The 25,953-nt window shown below is 34.7% G+C and carries 27 protein-coding genes, 1 pseudogene and 1 riboswitch; all 28 genes and pseudogenes read left to right on the forward strand.

The window, feature by feature from the left end; genetic code table 11:
- Positions 1 to 9 precede the first annotated feature (9 nt).
- The 28 genes and pseudogenes from C7N65_RS01400 to gcvPB all read left to right on the forward strand — a co-directional run bounded on the left by C7N65_RS01400 (position 10) and on the right by gcvPB (position 25,937).
- Positions 10 to 834, forward strand: a complete 825-nt coding sequence (locus C7N65_RS01400) for a pyruvate, water dikinase regulatory protein (RefSeq protein WP_105992677.1) — start codon at positions 10 to 12, stop codon at positions 832 to 834.
- Positions 835 to 949: 115 nt separating this feature from the next.
- Entirely contained in the window at positions 950 to 2,722 is a 1,773-nt protein-coding gene (gene dnaG / locus C7N65_RS01405) for a DNA primase (RefSeq protein ID WP_105992678.1), read from the forward strand.
- An 80-nt stretch (positions 2,723 to 2,802) separates the two neighbouring features.
- Positions 2,803 to 3,912 carry an RNA polymerase sigma factor RpoD gene (gene rpoD / locus C7N65_RS01410; RefSeq protein ID WP_105992679.1) on the forward strand — a complete coding sequence of 370 codons (1,110 nt, stop codon included), beginning with the start codon at positions 2,803 to 2,805 and terminating at the stop codon, positions 3,910 to 3,912.
- 129 nt (positions 3,913 to 4,041) lie between these two features.
- Positions 4,042 to 4,713 carry a tRNA (adenine(22)-N(1))-methyltransferase gene (locus tag C7N65_RS01415; protein ID WP_105992680.1) on the forward strand — a complete coding sequence of 224 codons (672 nt, stop codon included), beginning with the start codon at positions 4,042 to 4,044 and terminating at the stop codon, positions 4,711 to 4,713.
- Positions 4,713 to 5,807, forward strand: a complete 1,095-nt coding sequence (locus C7N65_RS01420; protein WP_105992681.1) for a Nif3-like dinuclear metal center hexameric protein — start codon at positions 4,713 to 4,715, stop codon at positions 5,805 to 5,807. The genes C7N65_RS01415 and C7N65_RS01420 overlap by 1 nt, the downstream gene beginning before the upstream one ends.
- Before the next feature lie 23 nt (positions 5,808 to 5,830).
- Positions 5,831 to 7,171: a DEAD/DEAH box helicase gene (locus C7N65_RS01425; RefSeq protein ID WP_105992682.1), complete on the forward strand. Its 1,341-nt coding sequence runs from the start codon at positions 5,831 to 5,833 to the stop codon at positions 7,169 to 7,171.
- A 16-nt stretch (positions 7,172 to 7,187) separates the two neighbouring features.
- Positions 7,188 to 8,081, forward strand: a complete 894-nt coding sequence (locus C7N65_RS01430) for a deoxyribonuclease IV (protein WP_105992683.1) — start codon at positions 7,188 to 7,190, stop codon at positions 8,079 to 8,081.
- A gap of 96 nt (positions 8,082 to 8,177) precedes the next feature.
- The gene (locus C7N65_RS01435; RefSeq protein ID WP_199790638.1) at positions 8,178 to 8,984 is read left to right on the forward strand and encodes a metal ABC transporter ATP-binding protein; all 807 of its coding nucleotides are present in this window, start codon (positions 8,178 to 8,180) and stop codon (positions 8,982 to 8,984) included.
- Positions 8,984 to 9,891, forward strand: a pseudogene (locus C7N65_RS01440) (metal ABC transporter permease). The gene C7N65_RS01435 and the pseudogene C7N65_RS01440 overlap by 1 nt, the downstream one beginning before the upstream one ends.
- Positions 9,833 to 10,240: a Fur family transcriptional regulator gene (locus C7N65_RS01445; protein WP_105992686.1), complete on the forward strand. Its 408-nt coding sequence runs from the start codon at positions 9,833 to 9,835 to the stop codon at positions 10,238 to 10,240. Before C7N65_RS01440 ends, C7N65_RS01445 begins: the two are co-directional and overlap by 59 nt.
- A 178-nt stretch (positions 10,241 to 10,418) precedes the next feature.
- Entirely contained in the window at positions 10,419 to 11,024 is a 606-nt protein-coding gene (locus tag C7N65_RS01450) for a superoxide dismutase (protein ID WP_105992687.1), read from the forward strand.
- 207 nt (positions 11,025 to 11,231) lie between these two features.
- A complete protein-coding gene (locus C7N65_RS01455; protein ID WP_105992688.1) occupies positions 11,232 to 13,292 on the forward strand; it encodes a peptidoglycan D,D-transpeptidase FtsI family protein in 2,061 nt (686 codons plus the stop codon).
- A gap of 130 nt (positions 13,293 to 13,422) precedes the next feature.
- Positions 13,423 to 13,965 (forward strand): 5-formyltetrahydrofolate cyclo-ligase, encoded by a 543-nt coding sequence (locus C7N65_RS01460; protein WP_105992689.1) that lies wholly within the window; start codon positions 13,423 to 13,425, stop codon positions 13,963 to 13,965.
- 12 nt (positions 13,966 to 13,977) lie between these two features.
- The gene (locus tag C7N65_RS01465) at positions 13,978 to 15,438 is read left to right on the forward strand and encodes a rhomboid family intramembrane serine protease (protein ID WP_105992690.1); all 1,461 of its coding nucleotides are present in this window, start codon (positions 13,978 to 13,980) and stop codon (positions 15,436 to 15,438) included.
- On the forward strand, positions 15,419 to 15,619 hold the full coding sequence (locus C7N65_RS01470; protein ID WP_105992691.1) for a YqgQ family protein: 201 nt from the start codon (positions 15,419 to 15,421) through the stop codon (positions 15,617 to 15,619). Before C7N65_RS01465 ends, C7N65_RS01470 begins: the two co-directional genes overlap by 20 nt.
- Positions 15,619 to 16,605 (forward strand): ROK family glucokinase, encoded by a 987-nt coding sequence (locus tag C7N65_RS01475; protein ID WP_105992692.1) that lies wholly within the window; start codon positions 15,619 to 15,621, stop codon positions 16,603 to 16,605. The genes C7N65_RS01470 and C7N65_RS01475 overlap by 1 nt, the downstream gene beginning before the upstream one ends.
- Positions 16,605 to 16,934 (forward strand): MTH1187 family thiamine-binding protein, encoded by a 330-nt coding sequence (locus C7N65_RS01480; protein ID WP_105992693.1) that lies wholly within the window; start codon positions 16,605 to 16,607, stop codon positions 16,932 to 16,934. The genes C7N65_RS01475 and C7N65_RS01480 overlap by 1 nt, the downstream gene beginning before the upstream one ends.
- Complete coding sequence (locus C7N65_RS01485) at positions 16,934 to 17,557, forward strand: MBL fold metallo-hydrolase (RefSeq protein ID WP_105992694.1); 624 nt, start codon at positions 16,934 to 16,936, stop codon at positions 17,555 to 17,557. The genes C7N65_RS01480 and C7N65_RS01485 overlap by 1 nt, the downstream gene beginning before the upstream one ends.
- 59 nt (positions 17,558 to 17,616) lie before the next feature.
- Positions 17,617 to 18,591, forward strand: coding sequence for a competence type IV pilus ATPase ComGA (comGA, locus tag C7N65_RS01490; RefSeq protein WP_105992695.1), 975 nt, complete (start codon positions 17,617 to 17,619; stop codon positions 18,589 to 18,591).
- Positions 18,563 to 19,636 (forward strand): competence type IV pilus assembly protein ComGB, encoded by a 1,074-nt coding sequence (gene comGB / locus C7N65_RS01495; RefSeq protein WP_105992696.1) that lies wholly within the window; start codon positions 18,563 to 18,565, stop codon positions 19,634 to 19,636. Before comGA ends, comGB begins: the two co-directional genes overlap by 29 nt.
- Before the next feature lie 18 nt (positions 19,637 to 19,654).
- Positions 19,655 to 19,984, forward strand: coding sequence for a competence type IV pilus major pilin ComGC (gene comGC, locus C7N65_RS01500; protein WP_105992697.1), 330 nt, complete (start codon positions 19,655 to 19,657; stop codon positions 19,982 to 19,984).
- A gap of 17 nt (positions 19,985 to 20,001) precedes the next feature.
- Entirely contained in the window at positions 20,002 to 20,412 is a 411-nt protein-coding gene (locus C7N65_RS01505) for a prepilin-type cleavage/methylation domain-containing protein (protein ID WP_234019036.1), read from the forward strand.
- Positions 20,396 to 20,707 (forward strand): hypothetical protein, encoded by a 312-nt coding sequence (locus C7N65_RS12525; RefSeq protein ID WP_158698089.1) that lies wholly within the window; start codon positions 20,396 to 20,398, stop codon positions 20,705 to 20,707. The genes C7N65_RS01505 and C7N65_RS12525 overlap by 17 nt, the downstream gene beginning before the upstream one ends.
- Positions 20,691 to 21,125 (forward strand): competence type IV pilus minor pilin ComGF, encoded by a 435-nt coding sequence (gene comGF / locus C7N65_RS12890; protein ID WP_415918783.1) that lies wholly within the window; start codon positions 20,691 to 20,693, stop codon positions 21,123 to 21,125. The genes C7N65_RS12525 and comGF overlap by 17 nt, the downstream gene beginning before the upstream one ends.
- 164 nt (positions 21,126 to 21,289) lie before the next feature.
- Positions 21,290 to 21,811, forward strand: coding sequence for a shikimate kinase (locus tag C7N65_RS01520; RefSeq protein ID WP_105992701.1), 522 nt, complete (start codon positions 21,290 to 21,292; stop codon positions 21,809 to 21,811).
- Positions 21,808 to 21,925: riboswitch (glycine riboswitch) on the forward strand. It overlaps the preceding gene by 4 nt.
- 81 nt (positions 21,926 to 22,006) lie before the next feature.
- Positions 22,007 to 23,101, forward strand: coding sequence for a glycine cleavage system aminomethyltransferase GcvT (gene gcvT, locus C7N65_RS01525; protein ID WP_105992702.1), 1,095 nt, complete (start codon positions 22,007 to 22,009; stop codon positions 23,099 to 23,101).
- A 21-nt stretch (positions 23,102 to 23,122) separates the two neighbouring features.
- Entirely contained in the window at positions 23,123 to 24,469 is a 1,347-nt protein-coding gene (gene gcvPA, locus C7N65_RS01530; RefSeq protein WP_105992703.1) for an aminomethyl-transferring glycine dehydrogenase subunit GcvPA, read from the forward strand.
- A complete protein-coding gene (gcvPB, locus tag C7N65_RS01535) occupies positions 24,462 to 25,937 on the forward strand; it encodes an aminomethyl-transferring glycine dehydrogenase subunit GcvPB (protein ID WP_105992704.1) in 1,476 nt (491 codons plus the stop codon). The genes gcvPA and gcvPB overlap by 8 nt, the downstream gene beginning before the upstream one ends.
- Positions 25,938 to 25,953: the final 16 nt, after the last annotated feature.

The raw sequence follows: 25,953 nt of genomic DNA on the forward strand, positions 1-25,953 counted from the left end.
AAGGATTTCATGCAAAAGATAAAAATAATAATTGCATCTGATTCGGTAGGAGAAACAGCCGAACAAGTTGCAAAAGCTTGTGTTTCTCAATTTAATTCCAAAAGATTTCAAAGTGAAGTCGTGCGTTATCCATATATTGAAACCAATGAAAATGTGGATGAAGTCATTGAAGTCGCAAAAGAGAATGAACTGAATATTGTAGTCTTCACATTAGTCAAACCCGATATTAAAGAATATATGGAAAATCAACTTGCGGAGCATGAAATCAAGCATGTTGATATCATGGGACCGCTAATGAACATTTTAACTGAAGAAATCGATGAAAAACCTTATTATGAACCGGGCATTGTCCATAAACTTGATGAAGCATATTTCAAGAAAATAGAAGCGATTGAATTTGCGGTTAAATATGACGATGGCAAAGACCCTAAAGGATTGCCAAAAGCAGATATAATATTAATTGGTATTTCACGTACTTCCAAAACACCTTTATCGCAATTTTTAGCACACAAACGTTATAAAGTTATGAATATACCGATTGTACCGGAGATTAATCCTCCTGAAGCATTGTTTGAAGTCGATCCTAAAAAATGTATTGCTTTAAAAATCAGTGAAGAAAAGCTGAACATTATTAGAAAAGAACGTTTAAAACAATTAGGATTAGGCGATTCTGCAAGATATGCGACAGGCCAACGTATCCAAGAGGAGCTCGACTACTTCGAAAAGGTTGTTGAAAAAATCGGCTGTCCTGTCATTGATGTTTCTGACAAAGCTATCGAAGAAACAGCAAATGACATCATGTATATCATTGAACAAAACAATATGAATAAATAAACTGCCGAATACGCTGATAGTGCATTATCAGCGTATTTTTTAAAAATGAGCGAATAACTTTTAATTTTTATAGAAAATGATATAATAATATGACTAATGTATATAGGTGGTTAGTGTGCGAATAGAGCAATCAGTAATAAATGAAATAAAAGATAAAACAGATATTCTGGATCTTGTAAGTGAATATGTGAAATTAGAAAAAAGGGGACGCAATTATATCGGTTTGTGTCCTTTTCATGATGAAAAGACACCTTCATTTACCGTTTCTGAAGATAAGCAGATTTGCCATTGCTTCGGTTGTAAAAAAGGCGGCAACGTCTTCCAGTTCACACAAGAGATCGAAGGCATTTCATTTGTCGAGGCTGTTAAAGAGCTTGGGGAACGGGTAAATATAAAAGTAGATGTCGGCAATTCAAATGAACAAAACCAGATTGCTTCAGATGATTTAATGATGATTAAAATGCATGAACTCATGCAAGAGTATTATCATTATGTCTTAATGAAAACTGTAGAAGGCGAGAAGCCGCTTGAATATTTGAAATCAAGAGGATTTTCAGAACAGCTTTTAAGAGATAGAAAAATCGGTTTTGCGCCTGACAACTCTCATTTTTGTCATGATTTTTTACAAAAGAAAGGATATGATATTGAGTTAGCGTATGAAGCTGGCTTACTTTCTCGAAACGAAGAAAACTTCAGTTATTATGACCGATTTAGAGATAGAATCATGTTTCCTTTACAAAACGCGCAAGGCAGAACAGTAGGCTACTCAGGACGAACATATAAAAACCAAGAACCTAAATACTTGAATAGTCCTGAAACACCTATTTTCCAAAAACGCAAATTATTGTATAACATCGATAAAGCACGAAGAGTAATTAGACAAAAGAACGAACTTATTTTGCTCGAAGGTTTCATGGATGTCATTAAAGCTGATAGTGCAGGGGTTAAACAAGTTGTTGCGAGTATGGGAACTCAAATTTCCCAAGAGCACATTGCATTTATTAAAAAACTTACATCTAATGTGACTTTGTTATTTGACGGCGACTTTGCCGGACAAGAAGCAACTTTGAAAACAGGTCAGCAACTACTTGAACAAGGACTCAATGTCTTTGTTATTCAGCTGCCATCTAAAATGGATCCGGATGAGTATATTACTAAATACGGGGAAGATGCATTCAATAAATATATCGACCATGAGAAGCGTGCATTTGTCTTGTATAAGGTCAACTTATTCAAAGATGAAATAGCACATAATGATATGGCTTACGAAAAATATTTAAAAGAAATAACAGATGATATTTCTTTAATGCCGTCAGGGATTTTACAGAAAAAAGTATTGCAAGACGTTTCTGAATTGTTTAAAGTTAGTTTTGATAGTCTAAATAATGAAGTGGTAAAGCATAATCATCAAACATTTCAACAAGTGCCATCTGCTCCGCCTGCATTCAAGCAGCAGAAATTTACTAAACAAGAAGATGCTGAGCGTAAACTATTGAAGCATTTCATGTTCAATAAAGATGTATTTCTTGAGTATAGTAAACAAGTCGAGGCAGATGACTTTACAAATCAACAATTTAAGCGTATATTTAATATTTTGCATGACTATTATACTGAGAACGAATATTATGACTTAAGCACTGCACTATTGTATAGCGATGGCGAAACAGATCGCGAAACATTAATATCGCTAGACAATCTTCTACTTAACAACAATCCCTACGAGCATGAGCTTGATGAATATATTCAAATCATTATTAACAGCCGTAATAATGAATCAGCAGAATCACTCAATGAAAAATTGCGTGAAGCTACAAGAATCGGCGACAAAGAATTGCAGAAATATTATTTGCAAAAAATTGTAGCATTAAATCAAAAACGAATGAATTAAAATAAAACTATAAGAATCATTAATAGCGTTGACCTAGGTTAACGTGTTGTGTGCGTATATTAATTTTGGGAGGCCTTTTTATGTCTGAAAACCAAGTAAAAGTAGTTAAAAAACAAACCATCGATCCGACATTAACTTTGGAAGATGTAAAAAAACAATTATTAGAAAAAGGGAAAAAAGAAGGTCATTTAAGCCATGAAGAAATCGCTGAAAAACTTCAGAATTTCGATATGGACTCAGATCAAATGGACGAATTCTTTGATCAATTAAATGATAATGATATCAACCTAGTTAACGAAAAGGATAGTTCTGATACAGACGAAAAATTGAATCCTAATGATTTAAGTGCCCCTCCAGGTGTTAAAATTAATGATCCGGTCCGCATGTATTTAAAAGAAATCGGAAGAGTGGACCTTTTAAATGCACAAGAGGAAATCGAACTTGCGAAAAGAATCGAGCAAGGTGATGAAGTTGCAAAAGCACGTTTAGCAGAAGCCAACTTACGTTTAGTTGTAAGTATTGCTAAAAGATATGTAGGTCGCGGAATGTTATTCTTAGACCTTATTCAAGAAGGTAATATGGGCTTAATCAAAGCAGTAGAAAAATTCGACTTCAGCAAAGGGTTCAAATTCTCTACTTATGCGACATGGTGGATTCGTCAAGCCATCACACGTGCTATTGCTGACCAAGCTCGTACAATCAGAATTCCGGTGCATATGGTTGAAACGATTAATAAATTAATCCGTGTTCAACGTCAATTGCTTCAAGACTTAGGTCGTGATCCAGCACCTGAAGAAATCGGGGAAGAGATGGACTTACCGCCTGAAAAAGTACGTGAAATCTTAAAAATAGCTCAAGAGCCTGTATCATTAGAAACACCGATTGGTGAAGAAGACGATAGCCACTTAGGCGACTTCATTGAAGACCAAGAAGTACAAAGTCCTTCTGATCATGCGGCTTATGAGTTATTAAAAGAACAATTAGAAGATGTATTAGATACATTAACTGACCGTGAAGAAAATGTATTAAGATTACGTTTCGGTCTTGATGACGGACGTACAAGAACACTCGAAGAAGTAGGTAAAGTCTTTGGTGTTACAAGAGAACGTATTCGTCAAATCGAAGCTAAAGCGCTTAGAAAGTTAAGACATCCAAGCCGTAGCAAACGACTTAAAGACTTTATGGACTAATTAAGTGAAAATAGCGAGACAATAAGCTGAAAATGTTTGGCTGACGAAGGCTAGGAAGTATGGAATTCACCTACAGTCAATCGAATTTATTGCTTGTTGTCTCGCTTTTTATGTTAGAGAGGTACAAACATGATTGTATTAAACCAAAGATTAACAGCAGTAAGTAAATATATCACAGGCAGTACATTAGCTGATATCGGTTCAGACCATGCCTATTTGCCGATATATGCTATACAAAACGCATTATGCGCTTCTGCAATAGCCGGTGAAGTGGTTAAAGGCCCATTTCAAGCCGCGCAAGAGAATGTTAAAAAATATGGCATGGAAAAAGTAATTGATGTTAAACTTGGTAATGGATTAAATGTATTAGAATTAAATAATCATATCGACACGATAACAATTTGCGGAATGGGCGGTCCGTTAATTGCTGATATTTTAGATAAAGGCAGTGAAAAGCTTGGTAACCATCCACGCTTAGCTTTGCAAAGCAATATTCAAACATCAGCTTTAAGAAGAACATTAATGCAATTAGATTATCATATTGTTGAAGAAGAAATTATGGAAGAAAAAGGGCATATTTATGAAATTGTAATCGCTGAATATGGACCACAATCGATGGATGAATATGCATTGAAGTTCGGCCCGAAACTATTGGAAAATAAAACTGCAGTATTTACAAAACATTGGCAACGAGAATTAGATGCTTTAAAGAATATCAAAAAGCATTTAGATGAATATAAACATAAAGACCGTTTAGAACAAATTGATCGTGAAATTAAACTCATTCAAGAGGTGTTATAATGAAAACTTCAGAATTACTTTCTATTATTAACCAGCATGTACCCTTTGCTTCTGCGGAATCATGGGATAATGTAGGTTTATTAATCGGAGATACCAATCAAGAAGTCAATGGCATTTTAACAACATTAGACTGCACATTTGATGTAGTAGATGAAGCGATTGAAAAAAATATTAATACAATTATTGCTCACCATCCGCTTATCTTTAAAGGTGTTAAAAATATTAACGAAGGCGGTTATGGTACAATCATCCGACGTTTAATTCAGAACAATATTCAACTGATAGCACTGCACACAAATCTAGATGTATACCAATACGGTGTCAACGCTATGCTTTCAAAACGAATCGGCATTAAAGATACAGAAATCTTAGAACCCCAAACAGAAAGCTATTATAAAGTTCAAGTGTTTATCCCTGAAGAAAATGTAGTTGAGTTTAAAGATCAAATGAATGACCAAGGGTTTGCTTCTGAGGGAGACTATGAATATTGCTTCTTCTCTACTAAGGGAGATGGACAATTTAAACCTGTAGACGGTGCTAATCCCCATATTGGACAACTTAATGAAATTGAGACGGTAGAAGAAGTCAAAGTTGAATTTATGATTCAAAATAACGAACGCGCTAAAGCAGAACATTTCATCAATGCACTACATCCATATGAGACACCTGTTTATGATTTTATACCTTTAACAAAATCATTGAACCGAGGTTTGGGTATGATTGGCGACTTGCCTGAACAAACTACATTAAAAGCATTAGCTTCAGCTATTAAAACACAATTGGATATTCCAAGTGTCAGATTCACAGGCAATCCTAATGCATTAATTTCAAAAGCTGCCGTAATCGGCGGTTCTGGTATCGGTTATGAACAATACGCTCACCAAAAAGGTGCAGATGTCTTTATTACAGGAGATATCAAACACCACGATGCCTTAGACGCAGAAATCGATGGTTATCATCTAATTGATATTAATCATTATAGTGAATATGTGATGAGAGATGGATTAAAAACATTGCTGGAACAATGGCTAGAAGGCAAAGTTGATAATATCGAAGCATCACATTTAAATACTGATCCGTTTAATTATGTATAAATCAAAGAAAAGGAGGGATTTTAATGGCCGTAGAACATCCGTTTAACCAATTTGAGCTTAGTTCACAATTAATTGACGCTGTAAAAGACTTGAATTTTAATCAGCCAACTGAAATCCAACAAAGAGTAATACCTAAAATTTTGAAAGGGAACAACATTATCGGTCAGTCTCAAACTGGTACTGGTAAATCACATGCATTCCTATTACCACTTATGGAAGGCATCGATCCAACGGTGCAAGAGCCGCAAGCAATTGTAGTAGCACCGACAAGAGAATTAGCGCAACAGCTATTTAATGCTGCACAGCATCTTGCTCAATTTAAAGGTGATGTAAAAGTATCATTATTTATCGGCGGTACAGATTTCGAAAGAGATAAACAGCGTTGTAATATTCAACCGCAACTCGTAATTGGTACACCGACTAGAATTAATGACTTATCTAAAGATGGCACTTTGCATGCACATCTTGCACATTACCTCGTTGTTGATGAAGCAGATTTAATGATTGATTTAGGTTTAATTGAGGACGTAGACCATATTGCAGCACGCTTGGATGAAAGTGCGCATATTGCAGTGTTCAGTGCGACGATTCCTAAGTCATTACATCCTTTCTTAAATAAATACTTGAACCAACCTGAATTAATCGAAGTTGATAGCAAAACACAAAACAAGAAAAACATCGACTTCTATTTAATCCCGACAAAAGGTGCGTCAAAACTAGATAAAACGAAAGCTTTGATTGATATTGTTAATCCATATCTTTGCCTGATTTTCTGTAATAGCCGAGAAAATGCAGATGAACTTGTGGAAGCGTTAACCGCTGATGGTTTGAAAATCGGTATGATTCATGGCGGTTTAAGTCCACGTGAAAGAAAACAGCAAATGAAACGAATTCGTAATTTAGACTTCCAATTTGTGATTGCCAGCGATTTAGCTTCTCGCGGTATTGATATTGAAGGTGTCAGTCATGTGATTAACTATGATGTGCCGAAAGACATTGACTTCTTCACACACCGTGTGGGCCGTACAGGCAGAGGACAGTATAAGGGCGAAGCATTTACACTTTATACACCAGATGAAGAAGACTTAATTGCAGAAATCGAGAAAAAAGGCTATCACTTTAAAGATGTCGACATCAAAAACGGCGAGTTAGTTGAAATCAAAGCACACAATACGCGTAAAACAAGACAAAATAAAGATGATCACTTGACTACACAAGTCAAACAGAAAATCAGACGCGGCAATAAGAAAAAAGTTAAACCAGGATATAAGAAAAAATTCAAAAGAGAACTTGAGCAAGCAAAACGTCAAGAACGTAAACAATACAGTAAGCGCAAAAACAGAGAGCAGCGTAAAAACAAGTAAAGGATAGGTGGAAAGATTGTTAATAGGGTCTCACGTACCGATGAATGGTAAAAAAATGTTATTAGGTTCTGCTGAAGAAGCACATAGATTAAATGAAAAAACGTTTATGATTTATACAGGTGCACCTCAAAACACGAGAAGAAAACCTATTTCAGAATTAAATATCGAAGCTGGAAAAGAGGCAATGAAACAATACGGACTGTCTAATATTGTTGTACATGCACCTTATATTATTAACATCGCAAACACTCAAAAACCACATGTCTTTGAGTTAGGTGTTGAGTTTTTACAAAAAGAGATTGAACGTACCGAAGCAATCGGCGCAAAAGATATCGTATTGCATCCTGGCTCTCATGTAGGAGCTGGTTCTGAAGCAGGTATTAAAAAGATTATCGAAGGCTTGAACGAAGTACTGACAAATGAAAATGATGTACGTATCGCTCTAGAAACTATGGCAGGCAAAGGTTCTGAAGTAGGCAGAACGTTTGAAGAACTTGCGCAGATTATTGATGGTGTCAATCACAATGAACGCCTTTCTATTTGTTTTGATACTTGCCATACACATGACGCAGGTTATGATGTCAAACACGACTTTGATGGGGTATTAGATGAATTCGATAAAATCATCGGATTAGATCGTATCAAAGTCTTACATGTGAATGATAGTAAAAATGAAGTAGGCGCACATAAAGACCGTCACGAAAATATTGGTTTTGGTCACATCGGCTTTGATGCATTAAATTACATCGTGCATCACGAGGTCTTTGAAAATATTCCTAAAATACTAGAAACACCATTTGTCGGCGAAGATAAGAAAAATAAAAAGCCGCCATATAAGCATGAAATTGAAATGCTTGAAAATCAAACATTTAACCCAGATTTAAAACAAATTATTATGAATGAATCTTAACATCGAGTGTGATGTGGCGCGATTAAAAGACAAAGTCAGCTTTGTCTTTTAATTTTTTGTTATATTCTTAATCGTAAGCATTACAATTTACATAATATGAAGATAAGGTTATATTTATTACGAGGTGAAGATATGTCTACCCCAGTTTTTGAATTGAAAAATATCAATTACTCTTTTGGTACAAAACAAGTACTCGAAAATATTAATATAAAGATTTACAAAGGCGATTTCTTAGCTATTGTGGGACCTAATGGAGCAGGAAAGTCCACAATTTTAAAATTAATGCTAGGCTTGCTGCCGATGCAAAGTGGAGAAATGTTTATTGATGGCATTAAGTATCAGCGCAAGGTATCCGAATTAAAAATCAGCTATGTTTCTCAAAAAGCAAAAGCATTTAATTCAGGATTTCCAGCAAGTGTAAAGGAAGTAGTACTTAGTGGATTAACGAAACAAAAACGACTCTTTCAATGGTTTAACAGAAAAGATGTTGATAAAGTGAAAAGCATTCTTAAAAGGTTAAATATTGAATACTTGCTCAATAAGAACATCGCAGAATTATCAGGGGGACAGCAGCAACGTGTTTTAATCGCAAGAGCACTGATATCCGATCCATCTGTTTTAATATTAGATGAACCGACAAACGGAATTGATGCTAAGCATGTAAATGAATTCTACAACACGTTAGAACAGTTGAAACAAGAAGGTGTTACAATTATTTTAGTAACACATGATATTGGTGTAGTTGTTGATACTGCTACTAAAGTAGCTTGTCTCAATAAACATTTGCACTTCCACGGACCGGCACAAGAATTCAAATCATTAGATCAAGTAGAAATTTCAAAAATATACGGCTATCCTGTAAAATTCGTGGATCATCAACATGAAAGGGAGTGCTGTAACTAATGATTGAAGCATTAATGAATTTTGATTTTATGAGATACTCTTTAATAAGCGGGATTTTAATCGGATTTATCGCACCATTTATCGGTGCATTCATAGTTGTCAGACGTTTATCGCTGATTGCTGATGCTTTAAGCCACGTCACATTAGGCGGTATCTCATTTGAAATGTTCTTAGCAACATTGTTTCCGGTGTTTATGTATGTCAATCCGATGTGGGGCGGAATCGCCTTTGCAGTGATCGGTGCTTTATTGATTGAAAAGTTAAGAACGTCCTATCAAAATTACCAAGAAATTGCTATACCTATTATTATGAGCGCAGGTATAGGTTTAAGTGCAATATTTATTTCTTTAGCTGATGGATTCAACCAAGAATTAGTTGGATTATTATTCGGTTCTATCAGTGCCGTTTCATTAAGTGATATGGTAACAGTGCTTACTATTGCAGTCATTGTTACATTGTTCATTCTACTATTTTATAAAGAACTCTTTATTTTATCGTTCGATGAAGAATATAGTAAGGTTATCGGCGTTCCTAGATGGATACAATTTTTATTTATCATTATTGTTGCAATGGTAATTTCTGCATCAATGAGAGTAGTCGGAATTTTACTTGTAAGTGCACTTATGACTCTTCCAGTAGCCATTGCAATGAGAATAACAAAAGGTTTCAAACAGCTTATTTTCACTAGTATTATTATTGGTGAAATTGCTGTTATCGGAGGATTAGTAATCGCCTTTTACCTAAATTTATCTCCTGGCGGTGTCATCGTAGTATTATTAGTATTACTATTAGTAATCGTTATGGCTATTCAATATATGCGCTCTAGATTTAAAAAAGGAGTAAGTTAAATGAATACAGCAGATGCTATAAAATTATTAAAAGACGAAGGTCACAAATATACAGATAAACGAAAAATGATTATCGATATTTTTGTTAAAGAAGACAAGTATGTAAGTGCGAAAACGATTCAACAAAGAATGGATGCGGCATTCCCTGGAATTTCTTTTGACACAATCTATAGAAATTTATATTTATTTAAAGATTTAGGTATTATTGAAAATACTGAATTGGATGGAGAAATGAAGTTCAGAATCGCATGTACACATCATCATCACCATCACTTTATTTGTGAAGTATGCGGAGATACAAAAGTGATTGATTATTGTCCAATGGATGCTATTAAAGCACAACTTCCTAACGTGCTGATCCATACACACAAACTTGAAGTTTATGGTGTATGCGAAAAATGTCAATAATGAATTTAAAATTAATAAATATACCAACTCAATATGTTTAAATAATCTTCTTCAGGATATAGATATAGAGGAAACAGTCATATTCTAGATTTTACATTTTCTTATAAGCAGAAAAATTGTAAGGTATCTAACGAATTGATATAGTAGTGTTGAAAACAATTTAGGAGGATGATTATTTATGGCTTTTGAATTACCAAATTTACCATATGAGTTTGATGCATTGGAACCACACATCGATAAAGAAACTATGGAAATTCACCATGACAAACACCATAACACTTATGTTACAAAATTAAACGCAGCAATCGAAGGTACTGATTTAGAAAACAAATCAATCGAAGAAATTGTTGCTAATTTAGATAGTGTACCATCTGACATTCAAACTGCAGTACGTAATAATGGCGGCGGTCACTTAAACCATTCATTATTCTGGCAAATTCTTACACCTAACTCGGAAGAGAAAGGTACAGTAGTTGATAAAATTAAAGAACAATGGGGTTCTTTAGACGAATTCAAAGATGAATTTGCTAAAAAAGCTGCTGGACAATTTGGTTCAGGATGGGCTTGGTTAGTAGTAGATAAAGACGGTAAATTAGAAATCGTTACTACAGCAAACCAAGACAACCCAGTAACTGAAGGCAAAACTCCTATCCTTGGTTTAGATGTTTGGGAACATGCTTATTACCTTAAATATCAAAACAAACGTCCAGACTATATCAATGCATTCTGGAACGTTGTAAACTGGGAAAAAGTTGACGAATTATATAACGCAGCAACTAAATAAGTTCTAGTTATAACTTGATATATTGAATATCAACTTTAGCAGCAATTGGTCAATACCAATTGCTGTTTTTTAATTTTGCATAGAATCCTTGTAGCGGCTTTTATTAAATTCTTAAATTTATACTGTGATTTCTATGCAAATTATAGAAAAAAGTTCCGTTTTCATATATCATTTGTTTAGAGAACTGTTGAATTGAGGTAGGTTGTATTGTTAAAAAGAATAAAGGAAAAAACGAATGATGAAAAAACTAGAAATCTTATGGATAAAAGGATTGGATTTTTCTTCGGTCTCGTAGTTGTAGTATTTTTAATCATTGTTTTAAGGTTGGGTTACTTACAAATCGCACAAGGTTCTCACTATAAGCAGCTCATAAAAAATGATGAAAATATTACGGTCAATGAATCTGTTCCTAGAGGACGAATTTTAGACCGTAACGGAAAAATTCTTGTTGATAATGCTTCTAAAAAGTCTATTACATATACAAGAGGTAGAAAGACTTCGCAAAAAGATATATTAAAAGTAGCTGAACGTTTATCTAAATTAATAGATATGAAGACTGATCGAATTACCAAAAGAGATAAACAAGACTTTTGGATTCAATTACACCCTAAAAAAGCTGAAGATTTAATGAAAAAAGAAGATAAGATGCTGAATAACGGGGAAATCACACAAGAACAATACGACGAAGAATTACACAATAAAATCAAAGGTAAACAACTGGATGAGTTATCTGATAAAGATTTACAAGTTTTAGCGATTTATCGTGAAATGATGTCAGGTTCAACATTGAATCCTCAAACAATTAAGAAGGATGATGTCAGCGATAAAGAATATGCTTCAGTATCTCAACAACTGTCCAAACTTCCTGGTGTCAATACCTCTATGGATTGGGATCGCAAATATCCTTACGGTGATTTACTAAGAGATTTATTCGGTAGTGTATCTACCTCAGAAGAAGGTATTCCGAAAGAATTAACGGATGATTATTTATCTAGAGGTTATTCTAGAAATGATCGTGTAGGAAAGTCTTACTTAGAATATCAATACGAAAGTATTCTTCGAGGCAAAAAGAAAGAAATGAAATATACGACAGATAAATCTGGTGAAATTACGAATACAAAAGTCATTAACCCTGGATCCCGCGGGGATGATTTAGTGCTGTCAATCGATATTGATTTACAGAAAAAAGTAGAAGAAGCTTTAGAAAAGCAAATTACTAAATTAAGAGGCGAAGGCGCTAAAAACATGGACAATGCATTAGTGGTTGTTCAAGACCCTAATAATGGAGATATTTTAGCTATGGCCGGCAAGCAGATTAAACCAAATGGTGAATTAACTGATTACACTATCGGAAACTTCACATCGCAATATACTGTAGGTTCATCAGTTAAAGGCGGTACATTGCTTACTGGTTATCAAAATAAAGCAATACATGTCGGAGAACATATGATAGATGAACCGCTGCATTTCCAAGGCGGACTCACTAAGCGTTCTTATTTTAACCAGAACGGTAAAGTAGATATCAACGATAAAGAAGCGCTAATGCATTCATCAAACGTTTATATGTTCAAAACCGCGTTAAAACTTGCTAAAGACCCATACCATTTCAACATGGGACTTCCAACAGATATTACTGATGCGGGTCAAAAATTGAGAAAAGGCTTAAATCAAGTCGGTTTAGGTGTTAAAACAGGTATCGACCTTCCTAATGAAGTAGCGGGACAAATTGAAAAACTGAACACTAACAGCGGTAACTATTTAGATCTTGCAATCGGACAATATGATACGTATTCACCGTTGCAACTATCGCAATATGTATCTACTATTGCTAATAATGGTTACAGAATCACACCGCATGTCGGCTTAGAAATCAGAAAAGCGACTGACAAAGATACATTAGGACCAGTTAAACACAAAATTCGCGGCAATGTCTTAAATCGCCTGAATAACTCACCAGATGAAATCAAGCAAGTCCAAAAAGGATTTGATATGGCATTTAACAAAGAACCAGGTACAGGTTACCAAAGTTTCCATAATACCGTTGTTCCATCTGCCGGGAAAACTGGTACTGCCGAAGTGTTCCAAGACGGCAAGCCAAGAGTTAACTCTACTTATGTAGGTTATGCACCAAAAGATAACCCTAAATTAGCATTTTCAATTGTCTATACGAACCAGCCTGTCCCTGAACCTTGGTTGCAAGGCGGAGACTTAGGCAGAGATATTATTAATTATTATTTCGAAAAAGAAAAGAAATCATCTAAATCATAAAATAATGCCGATGGCCTGCAATCTAGGTCATCGGCATTTTCATTAGCAAACAACATACGGGTCTAATGACACTTCAATATAGAAACGTTATAATAAACATATCACTAAATAGAAAAATCGGGGTGTAATCATGAAAAAATCTGAATTAAGGAAATCAACATTGCAAAAGATGCAGACAATTGATAATCAAAATAAAGAGAAAGCAGACCAATGGTTAGCTGATCAGCTTTTTAATACAGATGAATATAAAGCAGCGCAAACCATCGGCATCGTACTTTCTATGGATCATGAAGTGAACACAAAGCCGATCATAGAAGAAATTATACGTCAAGGTAAAAAAGCATTTGTGCCCGCTACCGATTATCAAAACAAATCAATGACTTTTCAAAATTTAACTGATTTTTCGCAACTCAAAACGGATGAAAAAGGCATTCAATATGTAGATGCGGATACAGAAAAAACTAACGACTTGGATTTACTTATTGTTCCTGGCGTCGTTTTTAATCATGATGGATATAGAATCGGTTACGGCGGCGGTTATTTCGATAAATTCTTAAGCCGTCATCGAACTCAAACATTAAGTTTGGTTTATGATGTACAAATGAACGATTCATTTACAGAAGAAGCACATGATGAAGTCGTAGATCGTCTTATCATTGCTGAAACTAGATAAATTGGAGGCACCATGAATATAGAAAAACAATTTTGGAAATTAATATATTTTTATGTAAAATATTTGAACTACCAAATCGCACATACTAATGAAAATGAAACAGAAGTTTGGTTGTCCAATAAGAATAAGAAAAAGTTAGTAATTATCAAAACAGGTGTAAGCAGTACACAAGAACTTCGTTTTGATAAAAGCAGAGTATTAGAACATCAAGAAGAAATTGCTGCGTATACAGGTTTTAAACCTCAAGATGTAACTTTCAATTATCTTACAGAGAAAATGTTTACCTATGAAAATCTGAGTGAAATACATCCAATCAGAATGCGCTTTAATGTTATTCGGAACCAAAAAGAGTTACTGAAAGTGTTGCCGAATCCATTATTAACAAAACTCTATGCCAGAGATAGCGAAAAAACATCGCTTTATTACAAGCGGCGTTTGCACAGTAATAATCCTTTAGAAAAATACATGATGAAATTTGCACCGGTTACATATTCTCTGATTGCAATTAATATAATTGTATGGTTGTTTATGTTCTTGATTGTAAATGCATTTTCAAGCAGAAGCTTACTAGATTGGGGCGGATTGGTTCATTTTAATGTGGTGCATGGCGAGATTTATCGACTTATCACTTCCATGTTCATACATTTTAATTTTGAACACATATTAATGAATATGCTTTCACTCTTTATTTTTGGTAAATTAGTCGAAGCCATCGTCGGCCACTGGAAAATGCTAGGTATCTACTTTATTTCAGGGATTTTCGGAAATATCGTTTCTTTAGCAATAGATACGAACTCTATCTCAGTAGGTGCAAGCGGAGCAATATTCGGTTTAATAGGCAGTTTGTTTGCGATAATGTATATCAGTAAAACATATACTTCTAAAATGCTGATGCAGCTGATTTTTGTTTTAGCCATCTTAACCGTGGTTTCATTGTTTATGGCTAACGTGAACATCTATGCACATATTGGCGGATTTGTTGGAGGCGCATTAGCCACATTTATCGGTTACTATTTCAATCGTGATCGTAAAATGTTTTGGATTTTATTAGGTACAGCAATATTACTGCTTTTGATTCTGTTAGTAAGAACATTCACTATTAAGGAAGATAACATTTATGATAAATTAATAAGTGATGAGATGAGCAATGGTAATTATAATAAAGCTGAAGCACTTATCAAGCATACAATGGATAAAGGGTATGCTGATGATGAAACTTATTACCTCAGCGGCTTGCTTAAAGCTACTAAGGACTCTAAAGCTGAAGGTATTTCAACATGGGAGCGCGGATTAAAACATTACCCTGAATCCGGCATACTGAATTATGAACTTGCAATTGCAAATCGTTCATTAGGCGACGATAAATCTGCATTACGACACATAAAAAAAGCAGTGAAATCCGAACCTGATAATGAAAAATATAAGTATTTAAAAAAAGAGTTGGAAAAACAAAATGAATCGAAAAATAGATAGTTTTTATGATGTTCAACAATTACTTAAACAATTTGGGTTTATAGTTTACTTTAAAAATAAAAGCGACATGTATGAAATGATGGAACAAGAAATAAGAGAACTTTATGAGTATCAACTTATCTCAAAGGATGCATTTATCAAATGTATTTTAATTATCAATCAAAGAAGGATGAATAAGTAATGAGAAATTTAATATTGGCAGCCGATGTCGGTGGAACAACATGTAAACTAGGAATTTTTGACAAAGATCTTGAAAGAATCACAAAGTGGTCGATTCAAACTGATATTAGTGATACTACAGGTGTTGTATTATTAAAATCAATTTATAGTTCATTTGTACAAAAAATGAACGAGTTGGAATTAAAAATGGAAGATGTTATAGGTTTCGGCGTTGGTGTCCCAGGCCCAGTAGACTTTGAAACAGGCATTGTTCATGGTGCAGTCAACCTAAACTGGCCAGGAGATGTAAATGTTAGAGAAATTCTATCCCAATTTGTGAATTTCCCTATCTTTGTCGACAACGATGCTAATGCAGCTGCGTTAGGTGAAAAACATAAAGGTGCTGGTCATGATGCTGATGATGTTGTTGCGATTACATTAGGAACTGGTGTCGGTGGGGGTATTATCTCAAACGGCAAACTTGTGCATGGGCATAATGGTTCTGGTGCTGAAATCGGTCATTTCAGAGTAGACTTTGATCAACGTTTTGCATGTAACTGCGGAAAGTATGGATGTTTAGAAACAGTAGCATCTGCGACAGGTGTTGTGAATCTAGTAAAATTCTATCATCCGAAACTTACAATTAAATCCTCAATCCTAGAATTGATAAAAGAAGATAGAGTAACAGCGAAAGATGTTTTCGATGCCTCTAAACAAGGTGATTTATTCTGCTTATTCATTACAGAACGTGTCGCTAATTATATTGCTTATGCCTGCAGTATTATCAGTGTCATGAGCAATCCAAAATATATTATTTTAGGTGGAGGTATGTCTGATGCTGGTGATATTTTAATTGAAAATATCAAAACAGAATACAGAAACCTAACATTTACACCAGCACAAAACGGTACTGAAATTGTTAAAGCGCAATTAGGCAATGATGCAGGTATCACAGGTGCTGCGGGATTAATTAAAACATATGTTATTGATGAGGAGCGTGCTAAATAGTGGCAATTGTAGATGTAGTTGTAATTCCGGTAGGTACAGAAGGTCCTAGCGTGAGTAAATATATCGCTGATATCCAAACTAAATTAGAAGAATACAAAGAACAAGGATTGATTGATTATCAACTTACACCAATGAATACACTGATAGAAGGCGAATTAAAGGATTTATTCACAGTGGTACAAGCGATTCATGAATTACCTTTTGATGAAGGCATTGAAAGGGTATGTACAAATATAAGAATAGACGACCGTCGTGACAAATCTAGAAAGATGAACGATAAATTGGTGTCTGTTCAAAAACAATTAGACAAAAAACGTGGTGAGCAATAATGAATATTTCATCTCTAGCTTTAGGAATTGCGAATACAAATACGTACTTTATTGAAGGTCAAGACGGCGTTTTGCTAGTCGATCCATCAAGTGATGGTCATCAAATCATTTCGAAACTTGAATCCATTGATAAGCCTTTAAAAGCAATTATTCTAACACATGCACATTTCGATCATATCGGTGCATTAGATGAAGTTCTAGAGCAATATGATGTTCCAGTTTATTTACACAAAGAAGAATTTGACTTTCTTACTGAACCTGAGAAAAACGGTTCGCAAAAGTTCAGCCAATATGGATTAAAACCAGTCGTAAGCAAAGCACAACCAACTGCTTTAGATGAGGGTGAACATACAATTGAAGGCTTTAATGTAAAAGTAATGCATACGCCAGGACATTCACCAGGCAGTTTGACATACGTGTTTGACGAATTTGCGGTAGTAGGCGATACTTTATTCAACAATGGTATCGGGCGCACAGATTTATATCGTGGAGATTATGAAACACTTGTGGATTCAATTCAAGATAAAATTTTTACGATTCAAGATGATCTTCCGCTATATCCTGGACACGGTCCATCTACAACAGTTGAAGACGAACAATTAAACCCATTTTTACATGGTTAAAAATTTAATAGAGTAAATGAATCACCTCCTGCGTTTATCTATGTAGGAGGTGATTTTTTATGAAAAAATTGTTTGAGAAAATTTTAACGGATGCAATCTCTAATCGTGTTTCAGACATTCATTTTATCCCGATAGAAAATGCAGTAACAATCAAATTCAGAGTGAATGATATCTTATCGGATTATGAAATGATTGAAACTGCTACTTATAAACGACTGCTTAATTTTATGAAATTTCTATCGGGATTAGACGTATCAACTTACCATCAAGCACAAAGCGGCCAAACAACATTCAGGCTTAAAACGCTATACAATTTAAGAATTTCAACGTTGCCGCTTTCATTAGGGATGGAGAGCTGCGTTATCAGAGTCTCACCGCAATATTTTACTAATGAATTTGAGAGCGAAGGCCCAAAACACTTTCATCACTTGATGAATAAGAAGCAGGGACTGATTCTTTTTACAGGGCCAACCGGTTCTGGTAAAAGTACAATGATGTATGAAATGGTGACATTTGCGAAAGAGACCTTGAACCTTAATATTATTACTGTTGAAGATCCTGTTGAAAAACGCATTTCCGGCATTACCCAGATTTCCGTCAATGAAAAAGCAGGCATCAATTACGAAAATTCATTTAAAGCCATCTTAAGATGTGATCCAGACATCATTTTAATCGGAGAAATCAGAGATGCACAGATTGCAAAATGTGTTATACAAGCTTCATTGAGCGGGCATTTAGTACTTTCAACATTACACGCAAATGACTGTGAAGGCGCATTGCTAAGACTGCTGGAAATGGGGATTACACCCCAAGAAGCGCAGCAAGCAATAGCGCTCATTTCTAATCAACGCTTAGTGACAAATCAATCCGGATTTCGGGAATTAGCATATGAAACCATGTACCAATCTGATATTCAGTACTTTTTCAAAAACAATCATACAATGCCTAAAAGTTTTATAAAGTTAAGTAAGGTACTTTGTCGTATGAATAAAGAGGGGGTTATCTGTGAAGAAGTATTTAAACGCTATACTTGATTACAATGTTAAAAAGAAAAAGCTGCTTACAGATAAAGATCAGTTGATTTTATTGTTCAGACTTAATATCTTGCTTAATCATGGATTTACGCTCTTAGAAGCTTTCTCATTTTTAAATATGCATATAAAATACAAGCAAAAGAACACATCTGAGACTATTCTGAACCTCTTAAAAAACGGTGAAAACTGTCATCATATTCTTTCTTTTTTGAACTATCCCCAAACGATTGTAACTCAGATTTATTTTGCGGAAAGGTTTGGCAGATTATCAGAAAACCTGACTGAGTCCCACGCTTTCTTAAAACGAAAAGCAGAAGCTAAGCAGCGTTTTATTAAAACAATTCAGTATCCTCTTATCTTAATCGGTATATTTATGTGTATGTTGTTTGGTATCAATTATTTTATCTTGCCAGAGTTTCAACAAATCTATACGACAATGGATATTCAGCTATCACCGCTTTTAAAAACCCTCAATTTTATCATTCAGCACTTTCCTCATATATTTCTAATATTTTCAGGACTTGTTTGCTGTGTTGCTCTTATAATCCACCTGTACATCAAAAAATTGAACACCCCTCAAAAAATTAAATTCATTTCTAAACTTCCGCTTATCAAAACCTACTATAAATTATTCAAAACCTACCAAATTGCCAATGAATTAGCTTTGTTTTATAGAAATGGTATTGTGCTTCGACAAATCTCCTTAATTTATACAGAACAAAATATCGATTTATTTTTAAAATACCTTGGAGAAATGATGATTAAGAAGATAGAAGAGGGCATGAAACTGCCGGAAATTCTTAGTTCTATCGGCTGTTTTCAAGCTGAGTTAATTCAATTTATCGAACAAGGAGAAAAGAGCGGTAAAACAGATATAGAACTTTCTATTTATACAGAAATTCTGCTTAGCCAAATAGAAAATCAAATGAACAAGCAAATAAAAATCATACAGCCAGTAATATTTTTACTGCTTGGTTTTCTGATTATCTCACTTTATTTAGTTATCATGCTTCCAATGTTTGACATGCTTCAATCTATTAAATAAAAGAAAGGCGGTTTCCTTATGAAGAAACTCTTATCAAAATTAAAACAGCGTCACCTTAAAGCTTTTACATTACTAGAAATGTTGTTAGTCCTCTTAGTGATAAGCGTTCTATTAATTTTAATCATTCCAAATATCGCAAAACAATCTAAACATGTGCAAGATACAGGGTGCGAAGCCCAACAAAAAATGGTGAATAGCCAGATAGAAGCATTCAGTTTGAATAAAAACCGAGCGCCATCATCCATCGATGAACTTGTAAGTGAAGGTTTCTTAAAAGAAGGGCAAAAAACATGCAAATCCGGCAAGACAATTACAATCAGTGATGGCGAAGCTAAAGTTAATGAATAGCCATGAAAGCATTTACTATGCTAGAAACATTGTTAGTGCTTGCTATGATAAGTATTTTGACTTTCTTAAGTCTTAAAATTCAAAACGCGAGTCACCTAAGCAGGGTCGAAAATGAATTATCCGCAAAAAATTTAGCTGCTCAAATCACATATTTAAAATCACAAGCTATTAAAGATCATACCAGCATTATGCTGATTATTAATAGAGGCAGCGATCAAATTAAAGTCGTCAATACTGACCATCAAGTCAAATATATTAAAATAGCGAATGGTGTTATTGAAAATAATAGAAATATGGATAGTGTCATTATTGATTCTAATGGCGAATTTAATCATTTTGGTTCTGTATATATCCGCATTGACCAAACACTATTTCGTTTTATCTTCCATATTGAGAAAGGAAGTTTGCGCATTGAAAAACAAAATTAATTGTTCAACGCTGCGTGCTTCATTTTTATTGGATTCACTGACTTCGTTTTCTTTAATAACCACTATTTTACTTATTTTCTTACCAATCCTAATCAACCAGCATGCATATTATCAAAAAGAAATCGATAAAGCAGATATGTATCGTACCTTAATTACGGTAATCCAACATTTTAACAGAGAGGAAATCAATCAAGGTATCCAAATTGAACACTACGAAATTACTAACATTAATAAAAAGTTATGTATTCAAAGCAATACAACACACGATCGCTATTGCTTTGATATTAAACAATAGAAAAATTAAGGCTTTTACTTTGATTGAAATGATGTTTTCACTATTTATCTTTTCATTAACGATGAGTCTGATCCCGCCGTTATTTCAAACCATTCAAAAATTGAATGTGCAAATCAATGATACATCTCTTATCAATTATGAATTATTTGCACAAGATATTACTCGTGAACTGAAAGGCGTTCCAATAAATGAAATAAACGTTGAAAAAAGGCGAATAAAAATTGATAAAAAAGAAAAACAAATTTACTATATATTCAATAATCATAAGCTGTATAAAAATATTAATCAGCGCGGCAACGTGACATTAATCGGAAATATCAGCAGCTGTAAGTTCACAAAGATAGACAATCAATATATTAAGGTGGAATTAACACTTGTCGAAAATCGAGAAAAGTACTATAAAGTTCTTATCCTCTGAACCAAAAGGGTATATGCTGCCATTTATTTCAATGATATTTATGGTTTTTATCATCATAATTACTTCCTATAGTTATCAATATAGCTTAAAATTAAAGACACTGAACAATCTTAACGTTAACTATGAACAGCAGCTAGGGCAATTAGTTGAGAAGGATGATAAATATGAAATTCAAACTAGAAGATAAAGTGCCATTAATCTTCATAGGATTTATGGGTACCGGAAAGACAACTCTTGGTCAATATACTGCAAACCAGACCAACAGCAGCTTTGTCGACTTGGATCATTTGATTGAGCAGCGTACCAATCAAACGATACCAGATATATTTGCCTCACAAGGCGAGTCTGGATTCAGAGAGCTTGAAACTCAATATTTACAGGAAGCAATTGAGCAATATGATATAATTTCAACTGGAGGCGGAATCATTGAACGACCGGAATCTTTGGAATTATTATCAAAATGCAAAAATGTTATTTGGTTAGATACAGACATTAATCTAATTTTTGATAGAATTAAAAATGATGCTAATCGACCTAATGCGGCAAATAAAGCATTCGACGAATTAAAAAGGTTGTATTTATCAAGGGTTTCACGATATAATGAAATCGCATTCAGCAGAATGGATACAAACAAGGACTTAGATTTACTACATCAAGAATTGATGAACATTTTAAATTGCGAATGACCAGTATTGGAGAGAATGAATAATTTCACTTTCTGAAAAAAGTAAAATTAATTCATCGCCGAAGGTGCAAGATTTCACATCGAATCTCTCAGGCAAAAGGATAATACTGCGACGCGTTCCTGAAGGTAACTACAGGGTGGCAATTTGGTTTGCTATCCTGTTTTTAATATTTAATCACATATAGGGGGTTGCAAGATGTCAAATGATTTAAAAAAGACACCATTATACGATCGTTTCCTAGAAAGCGATGCTAAAATTGTTGAATTCGGCGGATGGGCTATGCCTGTTCAATTTTCAAGTATCAAAGAAGAACATAACGCAGTTAGGGAAGTTATGGGAATCTTTGATGTCAGCCACATGGGCGAAGTTTTAATTGAAGGAAAAGACGCTTCAGAATTCATTCAATATGTGCTTTCAAACGATACAGATCAGTTAACTGATAGCAAAGCCCAATATACTGCACTTTGTAATGAAAAAGGCGGTATCATTGACGACTTAATCACATATAAATTAGATGATAATAAGTTCTTATTAGTGGTGAACGCAGCTAACACTGATAAAGACTATGAATGGATTAAGTCTCACTCAGATAAATTTGATGTATCAGTAGAAAATGTTTCTGATCAATACGGACAACTTGCTGTCCAAGGTCCAAAAGCACGCGACTATGTTGCTGGCTTAGTAGACGTTGATGTTTCTGAAATGAAACCATTCGAATTTAAAAAAGATGTCAAAATCTTTGGTAAAAATGTAATCTTGTCACAATCTGGTTACACAGGTGAAGACGGTTTCGAAATTTACTGCGACTCAAAAGACGTTGTAGCAATTTGGGACGGTCTTTTAGAAAATGAAGAATTGAAACCTGCAGGTCTTGGTGCACGTGACACATTACGTTTAGAAGCTGGTCTTCCTTTACATGGTCAAGATTTATCTGAAGATATTACACCATATGAAGGCGGCATTGCTTTTGCAGCTAAACCATTAATCGAAGCTGATTTCATTGGTAAAGAAGTATTGAAAGACCAAAAAGAAAATGGTTCTAAAGTGAGATCAGTTGGATTAGAAATGATTGAAAAAGGTATTCCAAGAACTGGTTATGATGTATTAGATTTAGATGGTAACAAAATAGGGCAAGTTACTTCAGGTACACAATCTCCAGCTACTGGAAAAGGAATTGCATTAGCTATGATTGACCGCGATGAATTCGAAATGGGTAAAGAAGTCATCGTTCAAGTAAGAAAACGTCAAGTTAAAGCTAAAATTGTTAAGAAAAATCAAATCAGTAAATAATTTAATGAAGGGGTGGCAGTGGTGAGTCATCGTTATATACCATTAACTGAAAAAGATAAAAAAGAAATGTTAGAGACAATTGGTGCAAGCTCAATCGAAGAATTATTCGGAGATGTGCCAAAAGAAATTTTATTAGATAGAGAACTTGATATTCCAAGCGGAGAAGATGAAACTTCTCTATTCAAACGTTTAAGCAGAATTGCTAACAAAAATATAACTAAAGAAGATCATACTTCATTCTTAGGTGCTGGGGTTTATGACCATTATACACCTGCTGTTGTGGATGCTATGATTTCACGTTCAGAGTTCTATACAGCTTATACGCCGTACCAACCAGAAATTTCACAAGGTGAACTTCAAGCTATCTTTGAATTCCAAACATTAATTTGCGAATTAACTGGTATGGATGTAGCAAACTCTTCAATGTACGATGGAATTACAGCATTTGCTGAAGCATGTATTTTAGCATACAGTCAATCTAAAAAGAATAAGATTGTAGTATCTAAAGGCTTGCATTATCAAGCACTACAAGTACTTCACACTTATTCTAAAGTAAGAAACGACTATGAAATCGTAGAAGTAGACTTAGACGGCACAATCACTGATTTAGAAAAATTAGAAGCTGCTGTTGATGAAGATACAGCTGCAGTTGCTGTTCAATATCCAAACTTCTATGGTTCAATTGAAGACTTAGAAAAAATCCAATCATTTATTAAAAGTAAAAAGACGTTATTTATCGTCTATGCAAACCCACTTTCACTTGGCTTGTTAACACCTCCAGGTGATTTCGGTGCAGATATCGTTGTAGGTGATACACAACCATTTGGTATCCCTAGCCAATTCGGCGGACCACATTGCGGATACTTTGCTACAACTAAAAAATTAATGCGTAAAATCCCAGGTCGCTTAGTAGGTCAAACAAACGATGATCACGGCAACCGCGGTTTCGTATTAACTTTACAAGCACGAGAACAACATATCCGTCGTGATAAAGCAACATCAAACATCTGTTCAAACCAAGCATTAAATGCATTAGCTTCATCTATCGCAATGTCAGCGCTTGGTAAACAAGGTATTCAAGATATTGCTGAACAAAACTTTGAAAAAGCTAACTATGCTAAGCAATCATTTGAAAAAGCAGGCGTAGAAGTATTACCAGGCACATCTTATAACGAATTTGTTATCAAGTTGAATAAACCTGTTAAAGAAGTTAACGAAAAATTATTAGATGAAGGCATTATCGGCGGTTTCGACTTATCTGAAGTAAACGACGATTTAGGACAAGCAATGCTAGTTGCAGTAACTGAATTAAGAACAAAAGCCGAAATTGATACTTTTGTTGAGAAAGTGGGTGAGATTAATGGTTAGTAAATCAAGTCCATTAATTTTCGAACGTTCAAGAGCAGGAAGATATGCATATTCTCTTCCAGAAAAAGAGATTGACAATATTGAGATTAAAGATATTTTAGATGATAAATTCATCCGTAAAAACAAAGCAGAATTCCCTGAAGTTGCAGAATTAGACTTAGTAAGACACTATACTGAGTTATCTAATAAAAACTTCGGTGTAGATACAGGATTCTATCCTTTAGGTTCTTGTACTATGAAGTACAACCCTAAAATCAACGAGAAAGTTGCTCGTATTCCTGGATTTGCAGAAGCACATCCATTACAACCAGAATCAGAAATCCAAGGTTCTCTTGAAATCATTCACAGTTTACAAGAAGAACTAAAAGAAATTACTGGTATGGACGAAGTTACGTTACAACCAGCTGCAGGTGCACATGGTGAATGGACAGCACTTATGATTTTCAAAGCTTACCATGAGAAAAACGGCGAAGGTCACCGTAACGAAGTAATCGTACCTGACTCAGCGCATGGTACTAACCCAGCGTCAGCTGCTTTTGCTGGTTTCAAATCAGTAACTGTAAAATCAAACGAAGACGGAGAAGTCGATGTAGAAGACTTGAAACGTCTTGTTAACGAAAACACAGCAGCAATCATGTTAACAAACCCGAACACACTTGGTATTTTCGAACACAATATCATGGAAATCGGTAAAATTGTTCACGATGCTGGTGGTTTATTATACTATGACGGCGCTAACTTAAACGCTATTATGGATAAAGTAAGACCTGGTGACATGGGCTTTGACGCAGTTCACTTAAACTTACACAAAACATTCACTGGTCCGCACGGCGGCGGTGGTCCTGGTTCAGGTCCTGTTGGAGTTAAGAAAGAACTAGCAAGCTTCTTACCAAAACCAATGGTAGTTAAAGATGGAGACACTTATAAATATGATAATGATATTGAAAACTCTATCGGCCGTGTTAAACCATTCTATGGTAACTTCGGTATCTACCTACGTGCTTACACATATATTAGAACAATGGGTAATGTTGGTCTTAAAGAAGTATCTGAAGCAGCTGTGCTTAATGCAAACTACATTAAAGCACGTCTTAAAGATGCATTCGAAATTCCATATTCTCAATACTGTAAACACGAATTCGTATTAAGCGGATCTAAACAGAAGAAAGACGGTGTCCGTACATTAGATATGGCAAAACGTCTATTAGACTTCGGCGTACACCCGCCTACAATCTACTTCCCGCTTAACGTTGAAGAAGGCATGATGATTGAGCCGACAGAAACAGAATCTAAAGAAACATTAGATCACTTCTGCGACGCTTTAATCCAAATTGCTAACGAAGCGAAAGAAGATCCGGATAAAGTGCTTGAAGCACCTCATAGTACTGTTATTGACAGACTTGACGAAACAAAAGCAGCAAGACATCCGGTATTGAAATTCGAAAACTTGCATGAAGAAAAACTTTAATCTATAAATAGAGAAT

This window comes from Staphylococcus simulans (assembly GCF_002994445.1).
GTDB classification, from domain to species: Bacteria; Bacillota; Bacilli; order Staphylococcales; family Staphylococcaceae; genus Staphylococcus; species Staphylococcus simulans_B.